Source organism: Streptomyces gobitricini (assembly GCF_039532985.1).
Taxonomy (GTDB): domain Bacteria; phylum Actinomycetota; class Actinomycetes; order Streptomycetales; family Streptomycetaceae; genus Streptomyces; species Streptomyces gobitricini.
On record NZ_BAAASR010000027.1, the window covers coordinates 172662 to 192643 of the forward strand.

The following is a 19982-nucleotide window of genomic DNA, read 5'->3' on the forward strand; positions in this document are numbered from 1 at the left end:
GCTCCGCGGGGCCCGCGGGACGGCCGCGCCGGGAGGGCGGGCCGGCCGTGGGCGGGGCGGGGGCGGGGCGGGACGGGCCCCGGCAGGTGCCGGGGCCCGGGGGATGCCGGCGCCCGGGGCCTCAGCCTCGGCGGCGGCGCAGCCGCACGGCGCCGGTCAGGGCGAGGGCCGAGGCGGCGAGGGCGGCCGCCCAGACCGTCCCGGCGGCCCCGGAGGCCGGTGCCGAAGCGGCGGACGGGTCCCCCGCTGGGGCGAGGTCCCGCGCGGGTGCCGGACCGGCGGGGGCGGGCGCGCCGGGGGCGGGGCCGGCGGGGCTTCCGTAGCCGCCGGCGCTTCCCCTGTGCGCGTACGCCGTGCCGGGCAGCTTGTCCCCGTACGCCGCCGCGACCCGGTCCCGGTAGGCGGCGAGGGTGGTGCCACGGGCCCCCACCGCGCGTACCGCGTCCGCGTCCAGGGGAAGCACCCTGGCGCCCTTGCTGACGTACCAGGCGTCGATCTGGGGCTCCCGGAAGACCGTCCCTCCGGGCAGGCGCCGGGCGCCTTCCTTCGTGTACCGGATCTCGTCGTCACCGGTCGCTATGTTCACCACCTGCCAGCCCTTCGCGCCCTGGCGGGCGGTCCAGACGGAGGCTTTCCGCCCGTCGGACGAGACGGCCCCGGCCGCGTGGAACTCGACGCGGGCGACCGGCGCTCCCGCCCTGCCCGCCACGAAGTCCGGCGACAGGACGCGTACGGGGACGGTGGGGCCTTCGACACGAGGGGCTGCGGCGGCCCGCGTCACGGCGCCGTCCCGTGCGAAGAACCGGGAGAGCGTGTCGAGCGTGGCGGGGGCGGTGACCGCCGCGTCCGGGGTGTCGGCGGCGGTGGCGGTGGGGGCGGGGAGAAGCAGCAACGCGGGGCTGAGGGCGACCGCTGCCAGGAGACGGTGCGGGGTCATGGCGCTCACGCCCCTGTCCGGTAGAGCGAATGGGTCCAGGAGAAGGAGTTGTTGTCGACGTACCAGGCGTGCGACGCCCAGTTGTAGCGGTTGCTGGAGGGCCATGGGTCCCCCCAGTACACCCAGCTGTTGGCGTCGTCGTACCCGTAGATCACGTGCATGTGTCCGCCACCGCTCGCCCACTGGATACGGGTCTCGATGGGGCGGTTCGCGTTGATCTCGGTCTGGACGGTGGAGTAGCGCAGCCAGCCGTCGACGTACGATCCCGGGCTGACGCCGGCCCAGCGCAGCCCGTTCTGCACATTGCCCAGAGTGGCCTGCCAGTTGGGGCAGTCGTAGCCCTGCTGCCGGTTGAAGGCGGCGTTGCAGAACTGGTTCTGGGAGTAGGAGCGGCCGAACCAGGTGGCGATGGTGTTGCCGCCGGCGGCCCAGCACCAGTTGGTCTTCGCCTGTGCCTGCATGGTGATGTCGAGGCGCTTGGCGGCGAGCGTGGTCGTGGAGTCGCCCTCGGCGGTGGCGGCGGACACCGGACCGAGGAGGGTGGTCGTGGCGGCGAGGAGCACCGCGAGCAGGAGCCGTCTCGCTCTGCCCGCCGGATCGCCCATGAGGTTGTGGGGTTCGCGCATCGCGTTCCTCCGGTGGGGATGTGGGGAGGGAGGATCGCGTCCGGACGCTGAGGGGAGCATCGATCGTTGTCGGGAGCAGGTCAACACGCTTCAATGCGGGATGACACCGGGCTGTGAACGCCACTGGTCGACGAGTGAACGGATCCCCTCCCCCACCTGCCGCCCGTCGCCACCGGCCCGGAGTCGCACCGCCCCGTCGTGAACGTTCACTGAGGACTCCCATGGGACACACCGAGACCGATCTGGCGCAGATTTTGCGGACGGGCCCGTTCCACCTGGCGTTGCGTGCGGCGCTGGCGGTGCGCGGGCTGCCGCTCCAGCGGGTGCAGCACCATCTCGCGCACCGCGGCATCAAGGTCGGGGTGACCAGCCTCTGCTACTGGCAGCAGGGCGCCCGCCGTCCGCAGCGGCCGGAGTCGCTGAAGGCGGTGCGGGCCCTGGAGGAGCTGCTCCACCTGCCCGGTGAGTCACTGATCCGGTTGCTCGGCGACCCGGCCGGGGGCGGGGCGGGAAGGCGGTCGGCCGCCGGCCCTGGGGCCGGGCCTGCGCCTGGGCCTGGGTCCGGGTCCGGGGCCGGGTCCGGGCCTGTGCCGGCCAGGCCCGCGGGCCGCTCGTACCGCTCGCTGCTGGGGGCTTCCGGCGCGGTGGAACAACTGATCGCGGAGCTGGAGTCGCCGGCGGACGGCGGGCTCCACACGGTGGGGCACCAGGAGCGGGTACGGATCGGGGCGGGGCGGGAGCTGGTCGGCCGGAAGTCGCAGCAGGTGGTGCGGGCACACCGCGACGGCGTCGACCGTTACCTGGCCATCCACCACGGGGATCCCGGCTGCGACCCGGAGCGGGTGGTGGTGCGGGCGGGTGAGAACTGCCGTACGGGGCGGGTGCGGCGGCACGGTGACACCGGGGTGGTGGTCGCGGAGCTGCTGTTCGACGCGCGCCTGCGGGCGGGCGACACGTACCTCTTCGGGTACGGCTTCGAGGACGGTACGGGCGGGGTGAGCGGCGAGTACGTACGCGGGTTCAGCTTCGCGGGCGGGCAGTACGTCCTGCAGGTGCGGTTCCACGAGGACGCCCTGCCGGTACGGTGCCGGCGCTTCGCCCAGACCACGGCAGGTGCGCCGCGCGGTGCCCGCGGCGACCTGACGCTGAGCGGGCGGCACCGTACGGTCCACTTCGTGGAGCAGGGGGTCCGGCCCGGGATCCTGGGGATCGACTGGGACTGGGAGTGAGTGAGCGGGGCTACGCGTCGGGACCCGCGACCAGCTTGCCGTCGGTGACCTTCACCGGGACCTCGGGCAGCGCGGCGGTGGCCGGGCCCTTCAGCGCCTTCCCGGTGGTCACGTCGAAACGGCTGCCGTGGCAGGGGCAGTTGCCCTCGGTGCCCTCCACCTTGTCGAAGACGCAGCCCGCGTGGGTGCACTGGGCGCTGAACGCCTTGTACTGGCCCTTGGCCGGGCAGCTCACCACCAGGCGCTGTTCGCGGTAGAGCTTGGCGCCGCCGACCGGTACCGCGTCCGCCGCGCCCAGGTCGACGGGCGCTGTGGGCGTGGGCGCCTGGGCGTGGCCCAGCTTCGACTCGGTGGAGCAGGCGGCCGCGCCGACCCCTGCCGCCCCGGCGAGGGCGGCGCCTTTCAGCACGGTACGGCGGGCGGGCGGCTGGCCGGGCATGGGGGCTCCACGGTGGGCTGGGGGGGCGCGGTGACGGAACCGACGATACCGGGGTAGATCGGTGGCCCTGCGCGGGGGTTCGAGGCTGTCGGGGGACGGGGCCGACGGACTACGTTCGGGAGCGTGATCGTCGTCGCCGGGGAGTCCCTGATCGACCTGGTCCCGGACGGGACCGGACCGCTGTGCGCCCTGGTACCGCGGCGGGGCGGCGGTCCGTACAACACGGCGGTCGACCTGGGCCGCCTCGGCGCCGACGCGGCCTTCTGCTCCCGGGTCTGCGTGGACGAGTTCGGCGAGGCACTGCTGGACGGGCTGCGGGCGGCGGGGGTCGCGACCGGTCTCGTACAGCGAGGGACCGAGCCGACGACGCCGGCGGTGGCCCCGGTCGCGGCGGACGGGGCGGCGGGGTACGGACGGCGGCCCGGCGATGCGACCGACGAACCCGGGGGCGTGACCGGCGGGACCAGGGGTGCGGACGGGGACCCGGCGACACGGCCGTCGGCCCGGGGGCGTGATCGCCGGTCAGGAGGTTGCGGCCGACGGACCGAGCGATGCGGCCCATGGGTCCAGGGGCGTGACCGGCGGAGCCCGGGTGCGGACGACGGGACCGGCGGACGGACGGCACCGCCCCGGGGCGTGAACCCGGGGCGGCCGCGCCCCGGGGCGTGAACCCACGGCGGCACCGCCCCGGGGCGTGAACCCGGGGCGGGGCCTTCCGGCGGGCGCGAGGCCCGGGGTCAGGACGTGGCGGACCGGGCCGTGCTCTTCTTCGGCTTCGCGGTCTTCGCCGTCGCCGTCTTGCGGACCGCGCCGTCAGCCGCCGCGACCGTCTTCTTCGCCGTCCGCTTCCGTGCCGCCGGGACGGCCGGGGCGGCGTCGCTGACGCGCTCGGCGCCGAGGAGGTCGCGGAGGAACTTGCCGGTGTGGCTCGCCGGAACGGCCGCGACCTGCTCGGGCGTGCCTTCGGCGACGACCAGGCCACCGCCGCTGCCTCCTTCGGGGCCCATGTCCACGACCCAGTCGGCCGTCTTGATGACGTCCAGGTTGTGCTCGATGACGATCACCGAGTTGCCCTTGTCGACCAGGTTGGACAGCACCTTGATCAGCTTCGAGATGTCCTCGAAGTGCAGACCGGTGGTCGGCTCGTCCAGCACGTACACGGTGCGCCCCGTCGACCGCTTCTGGAGCTCGGACGCGAGCTTCACGCGCTGCGCCTCGCCGCCGGAGAGCGTCGGCGCGGGCTGGCCGAGCCGGACGTACCCGAGGCCGACCTCGGTGAGGGTGCGCAGGTGGCGCGCGATCGTCGGGACGGCCTCGAAGAAGTCGAGGGCCTCCTCGATCGGCATGTCCAGCACCTCGGCGATGGACTTGCCCTTGTAGTGGACGTCCAGGGTCTCCCGGTTGTAGCGCGCCCCGTGGCAGACCTCGCACGGGACGTACACGTCCGGCAGGAAGTTCATCTCGATCTTGATGGTGCCGTCACCGGCGCAGTTCTCGCACCGGCCGCCCTTGACGTTGAAGGAGAACCGGCCCGGCAGGTATCCCCGGACCTTCGCCTCCATCGTCTCGGCGAACAGCTTGCGGACGTGGTCGAAGACACCGGTGTACGTCGCCGGGTTGGACCTCGGGGTCCGGCCGATGGGCGACTGGTCGACGTGGACGACCTTGTCGACCAGGTCGTCACCGTCCACGCGCGTGTGCCGCCCGGGCACGGACTTGGCGCCGTTGAGCTCGCGCGCCAGGTGGGTGTACAGGATGTCGTTGACCAGCGTCGACTTGCCGGAGCCCGAGACGCCGGTGACCGCCGTCAGCACGCCCAGCGGGAAGGACACGTCGATGTCCCGCAGGTTGTTCTCACGGGCGCCGTGCACGGTCAGCCGCCGCGCCGGGTCCACCGGGCGGCGGACGTCGGGCGTCGGGATGGACCGCTTCCCGGCCAGGTACTGACCGGTCATGGAGTCCTTGTTGGCCAGCAGCTGCTTCAACGGGCCGGAGTGGACGACCTTGCCGCCGTGCTCGCCCGCGCCGGGGCCGATGTCGACGACCCAGTCGGCCACCTTGATGGTGTCCTCGTCGTGCTCGACGACGATGAGCGTGTTGCCCATGTCGCGCAGTCGCACCAGGGTCTCGATCAGCCGGTGGTTGTCACGCTGGTGCAGGCCGATGGACGGCTCGTCCAGCACGTAGAGCACACCGACCAGGCCGGAGCCGATCTGGGTGGCGAGCCGGATGCGCTGCGCCTCGCCGCCGGAGAGCGTGCCGGCCGCGCGGTTGAGCGACAGGTAGTCCAGCCCCACGTCGACCAGGAAGCGCAGCCGCTCGTTGACCTCCTTGAGCACCCGCTCCGCGATCTTCTTGTCGCGGGCGTTCAGCTTCAGCTCGCCGAGGAAGTCGGCGCACTCGCTGATCGACATCGCGGAGACCTCCGCGATGGACTTCTCCATGACGGTGACCGCGAGGACGATCGGCTTGAGACGGGTGCCGTCACAGGTGGGACAGGGCACCTCGCGCATGTAGCCCTCGAAGCGCTCCCTGCTGGAGTCGCTCTCGGCCTCGCTGTGCCGCCGCTTGACGAAGGAGACGGCGCCCTCGAAGGCGGGCGTGGTGTACGCCCGCTCCCGGCCGTACCGGTTGCGGTAGCGGACCTCGACCTGGGTCCTGTGCCCGTACAGCAGCGCCTTCCTGGCGCGGGCGGGCAGCCCGGCCCAGGGGATGTCCGTGCGGAAGCCGAGGGCCTGGGAGAGGCCGCCGATCAGCCGCCCGAAGTACTCCTTGGTGTGGCCGTGCGACCAGGGGTGGATCGCACCCTCGTCGAGGGACCGCTCCTCGTCGGGGACGACCAGCTCGGGGTCGACCTCCATGCGCGTGCCGATGCCGGTGCAGTCGGGGCAGGCGCCGAAGGGCGAGTTGAAGGAGAAGGAACGGGGCTCCAGCTCCTCGAAGGACAGGTCGTCGTACGGGCAGTACAGGTGCTCGGAGTACATCCGCTCGCGCTCGGGGTCGTCCTCGGAGAGGTCGACGAAGTCGAGCACGACCATGCCGCCGGACAGGCCCAGCGCGGTCTCGACCGAGTCGGTCAGCCGACGCTTGGCGCTCTCCTTGACCGTGAGGCGGTCGACGACCACCTCGATGGTGTGCTTCTCCTGCTTCTTCAGGGTGGGCGGCTCGGCGAGCTGGATGGTCTTCCCGTCCACCCGCGCCCGGCTGTAGCCCTTGGTCTGGAGGTCGGCGAACAGGTCGACGAACTCGCCCTTGCGCTCGCGCACCAGCGGCGACAGGACCTGGAAGCGGCTGCCCTCGGGCAGCTCCAGCACCTTGTCGACGATGGCCTGCGGCGACTGGCGGGAGATGGGCCGGTGGCATTCGGGGCAGTGCGGCTTGCCGATGCGCGCGAAGAGCAGACGGAGGTAGTCGTAGACCTCGGTGATGGTGCCGACCGTGGAGCGCGGGTTGCGCGAGGTCGACTTCTGGTCGATCGAGACGGCCGGGGAGAGGCCCTCGATGAAGTCGACGTCCGGCTTGTCCATCTGGCCGAGGAACTGCCGGGCGTAGGAGGAGAGCGACTCGACGTACCGGCGCTGCCCCTCGGCGAAGATCGTGTCGAACGCGAGGGAGGACTTGCCCGACCCGGAGAGCCCGGTGAAGACGATGAGGGAGTCGCGCGGGAGGTCGAGCGAGACGTTTTTCAGATTGTGCTCGCGCGCGCCACGGACGATGAGACGGTCGGCCACGCCGGTCCGCACCTTTCTTGAGAGAAGCGGGGGCACAGCCCCCGTCCCAGCTGTTCAAGCCTACGGGGGGCCGCCAAATGGATGTCTGACTTTCAAGGATGCCTCCACCGAGCGTATAGCACGCGCATTCGATTTCCGGCCGCGCTCAGCCACCTTCACCCGATCGTGTGGCGGCGCTAGGGTCAGCAGCATGATCGACCATGTGCATGACCTGGCCTCCGTACGTGAGGCGACCGACCGGCTGCTGGCCGCTGCCGCCACTCTGGACGACGCCGCCGTCGCCGCGCCGTCCCGGCTTCCGGGATGGACCCGCGGCCACATCCTGGCCCACCTCTCACGTAACGCCGACGCCCTCGTAAATGTTCTCCAGGGCCGTCCGATGTACGTCAGCGCCGAGGCGCGCGACGCCGACATCGAGCGCGACGCCCACCGGCCGACGGCCGTCCAGCTCGACGACGTGCGCGACAGCGCCGCCCGCTTCCAGGCGCAGGGCGAGGTGCCCGCCGACTGGGACCGCCGGGTGGAGCTGCGCAACGGGGTGACCGACCGGGCCGCACGGCTGCCCTTCCGCCGTCTCGTCGAGGTGGAACTGCACCACGTCGACCTGGGCGTCGGCTACGAGCTGGAGGACCTCCCGCGGGAGTTCACCGAGCGCGAGATCGCCTTCCTGGCCGAGCGGTTCACCGGCCATCCCACCGTACCCCCGACCCGCCTCGTCACGCCGGGCGAGGAGTGGCGCACGGGCGGCGACCAGGGTCCCGGGGTGACCGTCTCCGGTCCGGCGCCCGACCTCCTCGGCTGGCTCGCGGGCCGCCGCGACGGCGCGGCCCTGGACGTCACCGGCGGCGCCCTTCCCGTTCTGCCCCCGCTATAGGCTGGATCCATGACGTACAGCGGAGCGGTGAAGGTGGGCGGGCCCGCCGATGTGCACGAGCTGACGGACCTGATGATCTCCAAGGTCGCCGTCGGGCCGATGGACAACAACGCGTATCTGCTGCGCTGCCGGGCCACCGGCGAGCAGCTGCTGATCGACGCGGCGAGTGAGCCCGCGACGCTGCTCCGGCTGATCGGTGACGACGGCATCGCGTCCGTCGTCACCACCCACCGCCACCGCGACCACTGGGACGCGCTGGCCGAGGTCGTGACGGCGACCGGCGCCCGCACCTACGCCGGGACGTACGACGCCGAGGGCATCGACGTCACGACGGACGTCGCCGTCGAGGACGGGGACACGATCCGGGTCGGCCGGGTGGAGCTCACCGCCCGCCGGATGGTGGGGCACACACCGGGTTCCATCGTGCTCGTCTATGACGACCCGCACGGTCACCCGCACGTGTTCACCGGCGACTGCCTCTTCCCCGGCGGCGTCGGCAACACCCGGAAGGACCCCGACGCCTTCGCCAGTCTGATCCTCGACGTCGAGACCAAGCTGTTCGACGCGCTGCCGGACGAGACCTGGGTCTACCCCGGGCACGGCAGGGACACCACGCTCGGCGAGGAGCGCCCGAAGCTCCCGGAGTGGCGCGAGCGCGGCTGGTAGTCGCTCCGTACGCCTCCCGCGCGCCCCGTGACCCGAGGGCGTCACGGGTGGTTGGGCGCGACATGCGCCAGAGTCACATTCCGCGTACGTCCTCGCCCACGCCACCGGGTCCGCCTTCCATGGTGCGGCTCGCCGCCGCATCCCTCGCCGGCACGGCCATCGAGTTCTACGACTTCTTCGTCTACGGGACCGCGGCCGCGCTGGTCCTGGGCCCTCTGTTCTTCCCGACCTTTTCGCCGGTTGCCGGAACGCTGGCGGCTTTCGGTACGTTCGCGATCGGCTTCCTCTCACGTCCGCTCGGTTCTGTCCTCTTCGGGCACATCGGCGATCGGTACGGGCGACGTCCGGTCATGTTCGCCTCCCTGGCGCTGACCGGTGCCGCGACCGTCGCCGTGGGGTGCGTGCCGTCGTACGCGACGCTCGGCGTGACCGCTCCGCTGTTGCTCCTGGTACTGCGGTTCCTTCAGGGGCTGGGGCTCGGCGGGGAGTGGGGCGGAGCTGTGCTGCTGACCGTGGAGCACGCGCCCGAGCGGCGGCGCGCGCTGTGGGCGAGCTTCCCGCAGATCGGCCCCTCGGTCGGGTTCCTGCTGGCGAACGGGGTGATGCTGGCGCTGTCGGCGGGGCTGAGCGACGCCCAGTTCCGGGAGTGGGGGTGGCGGGTGCCGTTCTGGGCGGCGGGACTGCTGGCGGCCGGCGGACTGCTGCTCCGTACCTCCCTGACGGAGACGCCGCAGTTCCGGGAGCTGGCCGAGACCGGCAAGCGCGCGAGCGCCCCGCTGGTGGAGGTCGCGCGCGGTCACTGGCGGCTGGTGCTGCTGACGGCCGGCGCCCTGGCGGTCGGATACGCGATCTTCTACGCGGTCTCCACCTGGGCGCTGGCGTACGGCACCGACCGGCTCGGTGTGAGCCGAACGGTGATGCTGGTCTGCATCATGGCGGCGGTGGCCGTCAAGGGGGTGGTGACGCCGTTCGCCGCCATGCTGGGCGATCGCGTCGGGCGGCGGCCGATGTGTCTGGCGGGCTGCGCGGCCGCCGCGCTGTGGATGTTCCCGATGGTGGGCCTGCTGCACACCGCGCGGCCGGTGCTGATGTTCCTGGGGTTCACCGGGGCGCTGCTGGCGTTCATCACGATGTTCGCCGTGGTGGCCGCGTACCTGCCGGAGCTGTACGAGCCCAGGGTGCGCTGCACCGGTGCGGCCGTCGGCTACAACCTGGCGGGCGTTGTCGGCGGAGCCCTCACCCCGATGGTGGCGACGGCCGCGGCGGGCGGCTCGGGGCCGCCCTGGGGCGTGGCGGCCTACCTGACGGCGATCGCCCTGCTGAGTCTCGGCTGCTTCGCCCTGCTGCCGGAGACGCTGCCCAAGCCGGTGGCGGACCCCGCCCTGGAGTCGGCGGCCGTCTGAGGCACCGGCGCGATCAGCGGAGGTCGCCCTGGTGCCCTGGGACACCAGGGCGCAGTCGGTGGTCGGACTGGAGGACCATGACGTAGCGGTTCGGATCGACTCGATTCCGGGCTCGGTCTCGGTTCCGGTTCCGGTCCCGGTTCCGCAGCAGGCGCGCCGGGTGGGACCGCCGCCGGTACGGTCCGACAGGGTGGCCGCCGTGCCCCGGCCACCGGGGCGCTCGCGTCGAAGCAGACACCGGCCGGATCGGCCCGCGATGCGGACGGATCCGGCCGGTGCCGTGGCTCCGGCGGCGTCGCGCCGGTCTGCCGTCAGGCCTCGACGCTGTCCTTCGCGGCCTTCTCGGCTCCTTCGGCGGCCTCGCGCTCCGCCTGCTTCTTGGAGGCAATCAGGCTGGTGATCGTGGTGATGATCAGGACGCCGCAGATGACCCCGAGCGAGACCGGGATGGAGATCTCGGGCACGTGGACCCCGGACTCGTGCAGGGCGTGCAGCACCAGCTTGACGCCGATGAAGCCGAGGATGACCGACAGGCCGTAGCTCAGGTGGACCAGCTTCCTCAGCAGACCGCCGATGAGGAAATACAGCTGCCGCAGTCCCATCAGGGCGAAGGCGTTGGCGGTGAACACGATGTACGGGTCCTGCGTCAGGCCGAAGATCGCGGGGATGGAGTCCAGCGCGAACAGGACGTCCGTGGTCCCGATGGCGAGCATGACCACCATCAGCGGTGTCAGCACGCGCTTGCCGTTGACGCGGATGAAGAGCTTGGTGCCGTGGTACTTGTCGGCGACGCCGAAGCGGTTCTCGATGGACTTGAGGAGGCGGTTCTCCTCGAACTCCTCCTCCGGCTCGTCGGCACGGGCTTCCTTGACGAGCTTCCAGGCGGTGTAGATCAGGAACGCACCGAAGATGTAGAAGACCCACGAGAAGCTGGCGATGATCGCGGCACCGGCGGCGATGAATATCGCGCGCAGCACAAGGGCGATCAGCACGCCGATCAGCAGCACGCGCTGCTGGAGGTGGCTCGGTACCGAGAACTTCGCCATGATCAGAACGAAGACGAACAGGTTGTCGACGCTCAGCGACTTCTCGGTGATGAAACCGGCGAAGAACTCACCCGACGCCCGCGTCTCACCGAAGACCCACAGGCCGACGCCGAACATCACGGCGAGGGCGATCCAGACGGCCGTCCACGTACCGGCTTCCTTGATCGACACGTCGTGGGGCTTGCGCCCGATGAAGAAGTCGACTGCGATCAGGGCGGACAGACCAAGAATGGTCGCCACCCACAAACCCATTGAAACGTCCATTGCGCCTCCGGCGTCGTACGGCTACTGATCAGCGTCGTCGCTGCCGGAGGTCTCTTCCACCCGGGCCGCCCGGCATCCGTCGCCGGTCGCACCACGGGCCGGCGCCCCGGGACCGGTCTTATGTCCGACCATCCGTATTGACGGGCACGCCGCGCATGGGAGTACTCCCCTCCGCACCAAGAACGTTACCGCAATGACCAAAGAAAGGTAAAGAGAAAAGTAAAAGGGAGACCAAAACAGCAGGTCAGGGCCGCCATTGGGTACGGGCCCCGGCCACCCGGGACAGGACCTGCCGCAGGATGCCACTGCCCGTCGGCAACCGGGGCGGCTCGTACGTCCAGGCGTGGCCCACCCAGGGGTCGGCGAGGTGGTCGTCCGGAGCGGGCGTCAGGCGCAGCAGCGACCGCCACAGCGGGTCGAGCACCGGCCCGTACGCACCGGCGTCCTCGCGGTCGGCAACCAGCAGCAGGTGGACGCCGACCGCGGGGCCCTCGTCCGCCAGGTAGCGCAGCCGGGTGACGGCGCGGTCGTCGAAGCCGTGCGGGAAGTCGTTGACGATCAGCAGTTGGCCGGCGGTGTCCAGGCCGGGCGGGAGGGAGTCGGTCGCGCCACCGCTGACGGCCATCCGCACCAGTTCCACGCGCTGGGTGAGGTGGGAGAGGACGTCGGACACGCCCTGGGCCCCCGACGCGGGCGGGGCGGCGAGGACCCCGGCTCCGGTCAGCGGGGCGAGCGAGGCGGCCGCCGCGCCCGCCGGGTCGATGACGTGGACGGCGTACCGCCCCACCGGATGGACGGCGAGCAGCCGGGTCGCGTGCAGGACCGCCGTGTCCACCGCCAGCCGGCGCAGCTCGGCGTCGTCCATCCCGACGGTCGCCTCCGAGCCGGAACGGCCGCTGTCCACCCACAGGCCGCGCTCCAGCGGGAGCCGCACCAGCATCGGGATGCGCAGCTCGGGGCGCTCGGGCAGGCGCAGGTCGCCCAGGCGCAGCGCCATCGGGGCCTCCCGGGGAACGCGGTACGCGTGCCAGGCCGGGTGGTCCCAGCCGGCGTACGCGACGGGGAGAGCGGGCTCGACGACCTCGGACTCGGCGGTGAGCTGCGCGAGGTCCCGGTCGAGCGCCTCACGTGCCCGGGCGGTCAGCTCGTCGCGCTTCGCGCGGGCCGCGGCTCGGGCGGTGTCCCCGGAGGACCCGATACGGCTGCGGGGATCGGCCAGGGCACGGTCGAGATCCTGGTCCATGCGGGACTCCGCGAAGTCGACGGCGCTGCGGTACGCGGCGGTGGTACGGGCCAGGTCCTCGAACATGCCCCAGACCTGGTTGTACAGGCGCTCTTCCATGCATCGGCCGATGGCGTCTCCGGCGACGGGCGGGGCGGGCTGTCCGGGCTGCGCCTGCTGCGCGGGCCGTGCCTGGGCGCCGCCGGCCCCTTCCGGGGCTGGGGGCGGGACGGTGCCCGCCCGGCGCGGGTGGGCGTAGCTGATCGGGCAGCTCGGCACGGGCCCGGCGTGCGCCGGTACGGGCGCGGCGGTGGGGCCGGCCTCCGTGTCGGCGGGCGCCGTGCCGGCGGGCGTGCCGGACGCGGTGAGCGAGGTGCCGTGCCGGGCACGGTCACCGTCGGCGGAACGCGGCGGCGGGACGGCGACCGACCGGGTCAGCCCGTGGGCGACGGCCTGCTGGATGGTGGCCGCGAGTTCCGCGGCCCGGTCGAGGCCCTGGTCGGCGAGCATCGCGGCGAGCCCGCCCGCGTACCCCTGGCCGACGGCCCGTATCTTCCAGGCGCCCTGGCGGCGGTACAGCTCCAGGGCGACCACGGCGGACTCGGTGTCCAGCCCCGTGAGGGGGTAGCCGACGACTTCGGTGCCGTCGAGCGCGGTGACGGCGGCGTAAGGCGGGGCCACGGCGCCGAACCGGCTCGGACCGTCACCACCGGCGGGAAGGGCGAGGAGCACCGCCACCCGATGGACCGTCTCGGGGAGCGCTCCGAGGTCCACGGCGAGCCGGTGGTCGGCGGCCGCCTGCCGGGAGACCTCCAGTCCCGGCAGCGCGGGCGAGCCGGGATGGGCCACCATCCCGGCACCGCTGACCCTGCCGTTGTCGTCGGCGAGCGTGGCGCCGGCGATGACCGGTGTGCCGACCGACACCCTGATCTCGAGTCGGGTGTGGGGCAGGGGATGGTTCTGCCCCCGGACCAGCTCGGCCGTCATGCCTGTGTCCCCTCGGTGCTGCGGGCCTCGTGCCTCGGTGTGACCGCAGCTCCCGGCGGCCTGGCCTCCGGGAGCTGCGGGTGTGTGTGCGTGTGCCGTACCTACAGGTGGGGGAGCATCGACGGCATCAGGTCCTGGAACGTACGGCCGTTGGCCGGGCTGCCCAGAGCCGTCATCTGCCAGCCGGAACCGGACCGGTGCACCTTGGCCATGATCTGCGCGGTGTACTGGCCGCCGCCGTCAAGGGTGTAGCGCGCGAGCTCCTGGCCGTTCGTCTCGTCGACGATGCGGCAGAAGGCGTTCTGCACTTCCTGGAACGTCTGTCCGGTGAAGGAGTTCACCGTGAAGACGATCTGGTCGATGTGGACGGGGACCCGCTGCAGGTCGACGAGGATCGCCTCGTCGTCGCCGCCCTGTCCCGCGCCGCCCACCAGGTTGTCACCGGTGTGGCGGACGGAGCCGTCGTCGCTGACCAGGTGGCGGAAGAACACCACGTCCACGGGCTGCTTCTCAGCGAAGAGCACCGCCGACGCGTCCAGGTCGACCTCCCGGGTGCGCGAGCCGAACAGACCACGGCGCGGCGCCGCCTGCCAGCCGAGCCCCATCCGCACCGCGGTGAGAGTTCCCCCGTCGCTCTTCTGCAGGCTGATGGCCTGACCCTTGGTCATGTTGACCGTCACGCGCTGTCCCCTTCCGTTGCCTACCCCCGCGACCATCCGAAGGGTGCGGTTGCCAGCACCCTACGCAGCGGCCATGGGACGGCAGCAGGCACGGTCCGCTTTTGTGGCGGTGTTGCAACACAGCGGTGCCCCCGCGTCAGGCGATGCCCGCCTCCTTCATCTGCCGCAGCTCCTTCTTCAACTCGCTCACCTCGTCACGCAACCGTGCCGCCACCTCGAACTGCAGCTCGGCGGCGGCCGCACGCATCCGTTCGGTCATCTCCTCGATGATTCCCGCCAGTTCGGCCGCCGGCCGATCGCTGACCAGCGCGCCCTTTCCGCCCGCCTTGCCGGCCTTGGCACCGGCCTGCGCCGACTTGCCGAGCGAGGGCACGGGTGCCTTGGCGCCCTTGCCGTCCTTGGACTGGCGGTAACCGGTGCCGAGCAGCTGCTCGGTGTCGACCTCCTCGCGCGCGATGGTCGCGACGATGTCGTTGATCTTCTTTCGCAGCGGCTGCGGGTCGATGCCCCTGGCCTTGTTGTACGCGACCTGCTTCTCGCGGCGGCGGTTGGTCTCGTCGATGGCCTGCGCCATGGCCGGAGTGATGGTGTCCGCGTACATGTGGACCTGGCCGGAGACGTTGCGCGCCGCACGGCCGATGGTCTGGATCAGCGATGTGCCGGAGCGGAGGAAGCCCTGCTTGTCGGCGTCGAGGATGGCCACGAGGGACACCTCCGGGAGGTCGAGGCCCTCGCGGAGCAGGTTGATGCCGACCAGGACGTCGTACTCACCGGCCCTCAGCTCGCGCAGCAGCTCGATCCTGCGGAGGGTGTCGACGTCGCTGTGCAGGTAACGGACCTGGATGCCCAGCTCCAGGAAGTAGTCGGTGAGGTCCTCGGCCATCTTCTTGGTCAGGGTGGTGACCAGCACCCGCTCGTCCCGCTCCGTGCGCAGCCGGATCTCGTGGACCAGGTCGTCGATCTGGCCCTCGGTGGGCTTGACGACGACCTCGGGGTCGACGAGGCCGGTGGGGCGGATGATCTGCTCGACGAAGCCGTCGGAGCGGGACAGCTCGTACTGTCCGGGGGTCGCCGACAGGTAGACGGTCTGGCCGATGCGCTGCTGGAACTCCTCCCACTTCAGCGGCCGGTTGTCCAGCGCGGACGGCAGCCGGAAGCCGTGGTCGACGAGGGTGCGCTTGCGGGAGGCGTCGCCCTCGTACATGGCGCCGATCTGCGGCACGGTGACGTGGGACTCGTCGATGACGAGCAGGAAGTCCTCGGGGAAGTAGTCGAGGAGGGTGTTGGGCGGCGAGCCCGGCTCACGGTCGTCGAAGTGCATCGAGTAGTTCTCGATACCGGAGCAGGAACCGATCTGGCGCATCATCTCGATGTCGTACGTGGTGCGCATCCGCAGCCGCTGGGCCTCCAGCAGCTTGCCCTGCTTCTCCAGCTCGGCCAGGCGCTCCTCCAGCTCCCGCTCGATGCCGTTGACCGCCTTCTCCATACGCTCCGGTCCCGCCACGTAGTGGCTGGCCGGGAAGACGTAGAGCTCCTGGTCGTCGCTGATGACCTCGCCCGTGAGCGGGTGGAGCGTGGACAGCGCCTCGATCTCGTCGCCGAACATCTCGATCCGGACGGCGAGCTCCTCGTACACCGGGAAGATCTCGATCGTGTCGCCGCGCACGCGGAAGGTGCCGCGGGTGAAGGCCAGGTCGTTGCGGGTGTACTGGATGTCGACGAAGCGGCGCAGCAGCTGGTCCCGGTCGAACTCCTCGCCGACCTTGAGGGGGACCATCCGGTCCACGTACTCCTGGGGCGTGCCGAGGCCGTAGATGCAGGAGACGGAGGCCACCACGACGACGTCCCGCCGGGTCAGGAGCGAGTTCGTGGCGGAGTGGCGCAGCCGCTCGACCTCCTCGTTGATCGAGGAGTCCTTCTCGATGTAGGTGTCCGACTGGGGGACGTACGCCTCGGGCTGGTAGTAGTCGTAGTACGAGACGAAGTACTCGACCGCGTTGTTCGGCAGGAGCTCGCGGAACTCGTTGGCCAGCTGGGCGGCCAGCGTCTTGTTCGGCGCCATCACCAGGGTGGGGCGCTGAAGCTTCTCGATCATCCAGGCCGTCGTCGCCGACTTGCCGGTGCCGGTCGCGCCGAGCAGGACGACGTCCTTCTCGCCCGCGTTCACGCGCCGGGCCAGGTCGGCGATGGCCGTCGGCTGGTCACCGCTGGGCTGGTAGGGGCTGACGACCTCGAAGGGCGCCACCGAGCGTTCGATCTTGGAAACGGGCCGCATGCAACCACCGTACGACCCGGCACTGACAGTCGGGGGGCCGAGCGGGGCCGGAAGCCTGGGTCACGCGGTCGCCGGCGGGCGCCGGAGGCGGTCAGCGACCGTGGGTGTGCTCGCGGCGGCGGGGCCCTCGGAAGGACGGGCGCGTGGCCGGATCACCATGGGAATGGCTCTGCCACGGAATGGGCGCGCCCGGGCGGCGAGGCGCCGCGAGCCGCCGTCTCTCGCCGTCCCCGGCCACCAGCAGCGGGTCGATCATCACCATGAGCCCGGCGAGCAGCAGGAACACCGCCGGGCCGACCAGCATGGGGACGAGGAGCGGACTCGCGGCCTCACCGGCGCCCGTCGTGGCGCCGTCGCCGTGCAGGTGCACCCTGACCGCGGCCATGCCCGTGTAGTGCATACCGGTGACCGCGGTGCCCATGCCGATACTGCCTCCGAGGCTGGGCAGGAACCCGTGGAGCGAGACGGCCGCCCACAGGGCCGAGGTCGCGGCCACGACCGCGATCACCACGGAGAGGGCGATGGTGGGCGTGTCGTACTGGAGCGTGCCCGGCAGGCGCATTCCGGCCATGCCGAGGTAGTGCGTGGTGGCGATGCCGAGGCCTGTGATGGTGCCGCCGGTGACCAGGGCCATCGCGGTGGCACCCCGGTGTCCGACGATGAAGATCCCGATGCCGACCATCACGATGGCCACGGCGAGGCCGGCGAACGTGATGGCGGGGTCGTAGCCGATCGGCGTCTCCCGGACGGTGAAGCCCAGCATCGCGATGAAGTGCATGGTCCAGATGCCGGAGCCGATGGCGGTGGCGCCGAGCGCCAGCCACCCGAGTCGGGGAGCGCCGTGCTCGCACAGCGCCTTGGTGGTGCACCGCAGCCCCAGAGCACCACCCAGGCACGCCATGAGAAAGGCGGCCAAGGGTGTGACGAAGCCGTAGCTGAAACCGTCGACCGTGCCCTGCATCCGTACGCCCGCCCTTCGCTCCTCGTGCTCCGCCGTCCGGAAGCCTCGCGCGCGTCGCGGCGCCGGTGGTGCCATGTGTACCCGCTGGTACGGGCGCGAGGCTATGGCGCGTCCATGACGGAGCAAACATTCACACGTGGGTTTGTCGACATACGCCTTCCGGTGCGGCCGGGGCCCCGGCGTTCACATTCCGGCCATCTTCTCCTGTACGCCGGTTCTTCTGTACGCCGGAGAGCACGCTCGCCGCGCGCCGCCCCGGGACCGAGGACACGTTTCGCGCACTGGCCGAAGGGCCCGCACGGCACGCCGCCGCACGTCAGCGCGGGGACCGTGGACGACGCGGCGGGCGCGGTGCGGGTCGACAGCCTCGGGTGGGCGGGACCATCGTCAACCGTCCTGACGTGGTGCGGGAGGTGGTGCGCCGACCCGGTCCGCGCCGTGCCGGGCGGTGTTGTCAGTGGCCGGTCGTACGGTGGTCGGCATGGACAGCAACGGGCAGTTCGTGGAGTGGGCCGTCGTCGGCAGTGACATCGGCCCGCTGATGCTCGCCGCGACGGGCGAGGGACTGGTGAGCGTGGTGTTCCATGCCGACGACGCGGTGCGCGACCGGGCGTTGGCGCGGCTGTGCGGACAGCTCGGTGCCGAGCCCGTGGAGAGCGCGGCGGGGCGACTGGCCGAGCCGATACGCGTGCTGGAGGCCTACTTCACGGGTGCGCTGCGGGAGTTCAGGCTGTCTCTGGACTGGTCGCTGACGGCGGGGTTCAACCGGGAGGTGCTGCGCGAGCTGGCGTCCGGTGTGCCGTACGGAACGGTCGTCGGGTACGGCGAGCTGGCCCGCCGGGTGGGGCAGCCGGGTGCGGCACAGGCGGTGGGTGCGGCGATGGGCGCCAATCCCCTGCCGCTGGTGGTGCCCTGCCACCGGGTGGTGGAGAGCGACGGGGGGATCGGCGGGTTCGGTGGAGGACTGGAGACGAAACGCCGGCTGCTGGCGCTGGAGGGGGTGCTGCCGCAGCCCCTGTTCTGAGCGTGTAAGGGGTGGCACACTGCTGCGGTGACTACAGACCCTGACATACCGGAGCCGTCCGGGCCGGTCGGAACAACCACCTCGGGACCCCGATCCACGGCCGCGCGCCCGGCCTCCGTCATGACCGCCGAACTGCCCGCCCTGCGACGGCGGATCACGGCCGTGCTCATCACCAGCCAGATCCTGGGCGGGCTGGGGGTGGCCACCGGAGTCGCCCTCGCCTCCGTACTGGCGCAGGAGGTGAGCGGTACGGAGGCGCTGTCCGGACTGGCCCCGACCGCCATGGTCGCCGGGACGGCGCTGCTGTCCATGCCGCTGGCCGCGCTGATGGCCTCACGCGGGCGGCGGCCCGGGCTGGTCCTGGCGTATCTGATCGGGGCGGTGGGGGCGGGCGTGGTGGTGCTGGCCTCGGTCCTCGGGAACTTCCCGCTGCTGCTGGCCGGTATGGCGGGGTTCGGGGCCGGATCGTCGGCCAACCTTCAGGCCCGCTTCGCGGCGGCGGACCTGGCGGAGCCGGAGCGGCGCGGGCGGGCCATCTCCACCGTGGTGTGGGCGACGACCATCGGGGCGGTGCTGGGCCCCAACATCGCCGCACCCGCCGGACGGAGCGTGTCGGGGCTCGGGATACCGGCGGCGGCCGGACCGTTCCTCTGGGCGGCCGGGGTGTTCCTCGTATCGGCGGTGATGGTCGCGGCCCTGCTGCGACCCGATCCGCTGCTGACCGCACGGGCGCTGGCGGACGGGACCGAGGAGGCCACGGGGCCCGAGGGCCGGTCGCTGCGGGCGGGTGTGCGGGCGGTGCGGGAGTCACCTCGGGCCCGGCTGGCGCTGGTCACCGTGGCGGTCTCGCACACCGCGATGGTCTCGATCATGTCGATGACCCCCGTGGCGCTGAGCCACCACGGCGCGGACATCACGCTGATCGGGCTGGTCATCAGCGGTCACATCGCGGGCATGTACGCGTTCTCGCCCGTGATGGGCTGGTTGTCGGACCGGCTGGGGAGGCTGTCCGTGATCGGGCTGGCGGTTGGCCTGCTGGCGTTCGCCGCGTTCCTCGCGGGTACCGCCGGGGCGAGCCACGGGCAGACCGCGGCCGGGCTCTTCGTCCTGGGGCTGGGCTGGTCCGCGGGGCTGGTCTCGGGGTCCGCGCTGCTGACCGACTCCGTGCCGCAGGCCGCCCGAGCCGCGGTGCAGGGCCTGTCGGACCTGACCATGAACACGGCGGCGGGCATCGGCGGCGCGGGAGCCGGTCTGATCGTCGCCCTGGCGGGATACGGCTGGCTGAACGCGGTCGGAGCGCTGCTGTTGCTCCCGCTCGCCGCCCTGGTCGTGCGGCACAAGCCGGCTCGCGCGCCCGGGTGACATGCCCGGTCGGCGCGCCCGGAAGGCCCGGCTCACGCGCCCGGGTGTCCCGCGCCGGGCCCGGACGTGGCCGGCGCCACTGCGGCCGGCCCCGCCGGGGGGCCCGGGGACCCGGGCGCGACGGACGACCCCGCGTCCGCCGGGAGGACGTGGCTCCGGGCGGCCCGCCCTGGGGCGAGCGGGCACGGGGACGCGCACGGCGGTGCCGTACGCGAAATCCCGACCGGACGTTTGCGCGGGCTGCCGCCGCGCCAGG

15 protein-coding genes and 1 pseudogene are annotated in these 19982 nt (G+C 72.0%); 7 read left to right on the forward strand and 9 right to left on the reverse strand.

Annotated elements, in window-relative coordinates:
• Window positions 1–121: 121 nt before the first annotated feature.
• Both ABD347_RS23985 and ABD347_RS23990 read right to left on the reverse strand, forming a co-directional pair.
• A complete protein-coding gene (locus ABD347_RS23985; protein ID WP_344364848.1) occupies window positions 122–937 on the reverse strand; it encodes a hypothetical protein in 816 nt (271 codons plus the stop codon).
• Between the two features lie 5 nt (window positions 938–942).
• Window positions 943–1563, reverse strand: a complete 621-nt coding sequence (locus tag ABD347_RS23990) for a papain-like cysteine protease family protein (RefSeq protein WP_344364850.1) — start codon at window positions 1561–1563, stop codon at window positions 943–945.
• A gap of 221 nt (window positions 1564–1784) precedes the next feature.
• On the opposite strand from ABD347_RS23990, the gene ABD347_RS23995 reads away from it, so the two are divergent.
• Window positions 1785–2792 (forward strand): hypothetical protein, encoded by a 1008-nt coding sequence (locus ABD347_RS23995; protein ID WP_344364853.1) that lies wholly within the window; start codon window positions 1785–1787, stop codon window positions 2790–2792.
• Window positions 2793–2802: 10 nt separating this feature from the next.
• On the opposite strand, the gene ABD347_RS24000 is transcribed toward ABD347_RS23995, so the two are convergent.
• Window positions 2803–3231 carry a Rieske (2Fe-2S) protein gene (locus ABD347_RS24000; RefSeq protein ID WP_344364856.1) on the reverse strand — a complete coding sequence of 143 codons (429 nt, stop codon included), beginning with the start codon at window positions 3229–3231 and terminating at the stop codon, window positions 2803–2805.
• A gap of 123 nt (window positions 3232–3354) precedes the next feature.
• Here ABD347_RS24000 and ABD347_RS24005 point away from each other — a divergent pair.
• A pseudogene (locus ABD347_RS24005) lies at window positions 3355–3642 on the forward strand (PfkB family carbohydrate kinase); the annotation flags it as partial.
• Between the two features lie 326 nt (window positions 3643–3968).
• Here ABD347_RS24005 and uvrA read toward each other — a convergent pair.
• Window positions 3969–6962: an excinuclease ABC subunit UvrA gene (gene uvrA / locus ABD347_RS24010; protein ID WP_344364859.1), complete on the reverse strand. Its 2994-nt coding sequence runs from the start codon at window positions 6960–6962 to the stop codon at window positions 3969–3971.
• Between the two features lie 190 nt (window positions 6963–7152).
• On the opposite strand from uvrA, the gene ABD347_RS24015 reads away from it, so the two are divergent.
• The 3 genes from ABD347_RS24015 (at window position 7153) to ABD347_RS24025 (ending at window position 9905) form a co-directional block, all read left to right on the forward strand.
• Entirely contained in the window at window positions 7153–7836 is a 684-nt protein-coding gene (locus ABD347_RS24015; RefSeq protein ID WP_344364861.1) for a maleylpyruvate isomerase family mycothiol-dependent enzyme, read from the forward strand.
• A 9-nt stretch (window positions 7837–7845) separates the two neighbouring features.
• On the forward strand, window positions 7846–8502 hold the full coding sequence (locus tag ABD347_RS24020; RefSeq protein ID WP_344364864.1) for an MBL fold metallo-hydrolase: 657 nt from the start codon (window positions 7846–7848) through the stop codon (window positions 8500–8502).
• Window positions 8503–8621: 119 nt separating this feature from the next.
• Window positions 8622–9905 (forward strand): MFS transporter, encoded by a 1284-nt coding sequence (locus ABD347_RS24025; protein WP_344364866.1) that lies wholly within the window; start codon window positions 8622–8624, stop codon window positions 9903–9905.
• A 311-nt stretch (window positions 9906–10216) separates the two neighbouring features.
• Here the strand turns inward: ABD347_RS24025 and ABD347_RS24030 are convergent, their stop codons facing one another.
• The 5 genes from ABD347_RS24030 to ABD347_RS24050 all read right to left on the reverse strand — a co-directional run bounded on the left by ABD347_RS24030 (window position 10217) and on the right by ABD347_RS24050 (window position 17340).
• Window positions 10217–11215 carry a TerC family protein gene (locus ABD347_RS24030; protein ID WP_344364868.1) on the reverse strand — a complete coding sequence of 333 codons (999 nt, stop codon included), beginning with the start codon at window positions 11213–11215 and terminating at the stop codon, window positions 10217–10219.
• A 244-nt stretch (window positions 11216–11459) separates the two neighbouring features.
• Window positions 11460–13424 (reverse strand): TerD family protein, encoded by a 1965-nt coding sequence (locus ABD347_RS24035; RefSeq protein WP_344364871.1) that lies wholly within the window; start codon window positions 13422–13424, stop codon window positions 11460–11462.
• 101 nt (window positions 13425–13525) lie between these two features.
• On the reverse strand, window positions 13526–14104 hold the full coding sequence (locus ABD347_RS24040; RefSeq protein WP_344364873.1) for a TerD family protein: 579 nt from the start codon (window positions 14102–14104) through the stop codon (window positions 13526–13528).
• 136 nt (window positions 14105–14240) lie between these two features.
• Window positions 14241–16379, reverse strand: coding sequence for an excinuclease ABC subunit UvrB (uvrB, locus tag ABD347_RS24045; RefSeq protein WP_344364875.1), 2139 nt, complete (start codon window positions 16377–16379; stop codon window positions 14241–14243).
• A gap of 91 nt (window positions 16380–16470) precedes the next feature.
• Window positions 16471–17340, reverse strand: a complete 870-nt coding sequence (locus tag ABD347_RS24050) for an MHYT domain-containing protein (RefSeq protein WP_344364878.1) — start codon at window positions 17338–17340, stop codon at window positions 16471–16473.
• Between the two features lie 481 nt (window positions 17341–17821).
• Here ABD347_RS24050 and ABD347_RS24055 point away from each other — a divergent pair, with 481 nt between their 5' ends.
• Entirely contained in the window at window positions 17822–18364 is a 543-nt protein-coding gene (locus ABD347_RS24055) for a methylated-DNA--[protein]-cysteine S-methyltransferase (protein WP_344364879.1), read from the forward strand.
• 120 nt (window positions 18365–18484) lie between these two features.
• The gene (locus ABD347_RS24060; RefSeq protein WP_344364880.1) at window positions 18485–19726 is read left to right on the forward strand and encodes an MFS transporter; all 1242 of its coding nucleotides are present in this window, start codon (window positions 18485–18487) and stop codon (window positions 19724–19726) included.
• The last annotated feature ends 256 nt before the right edge of the window (window positions 19727–19982 follow it).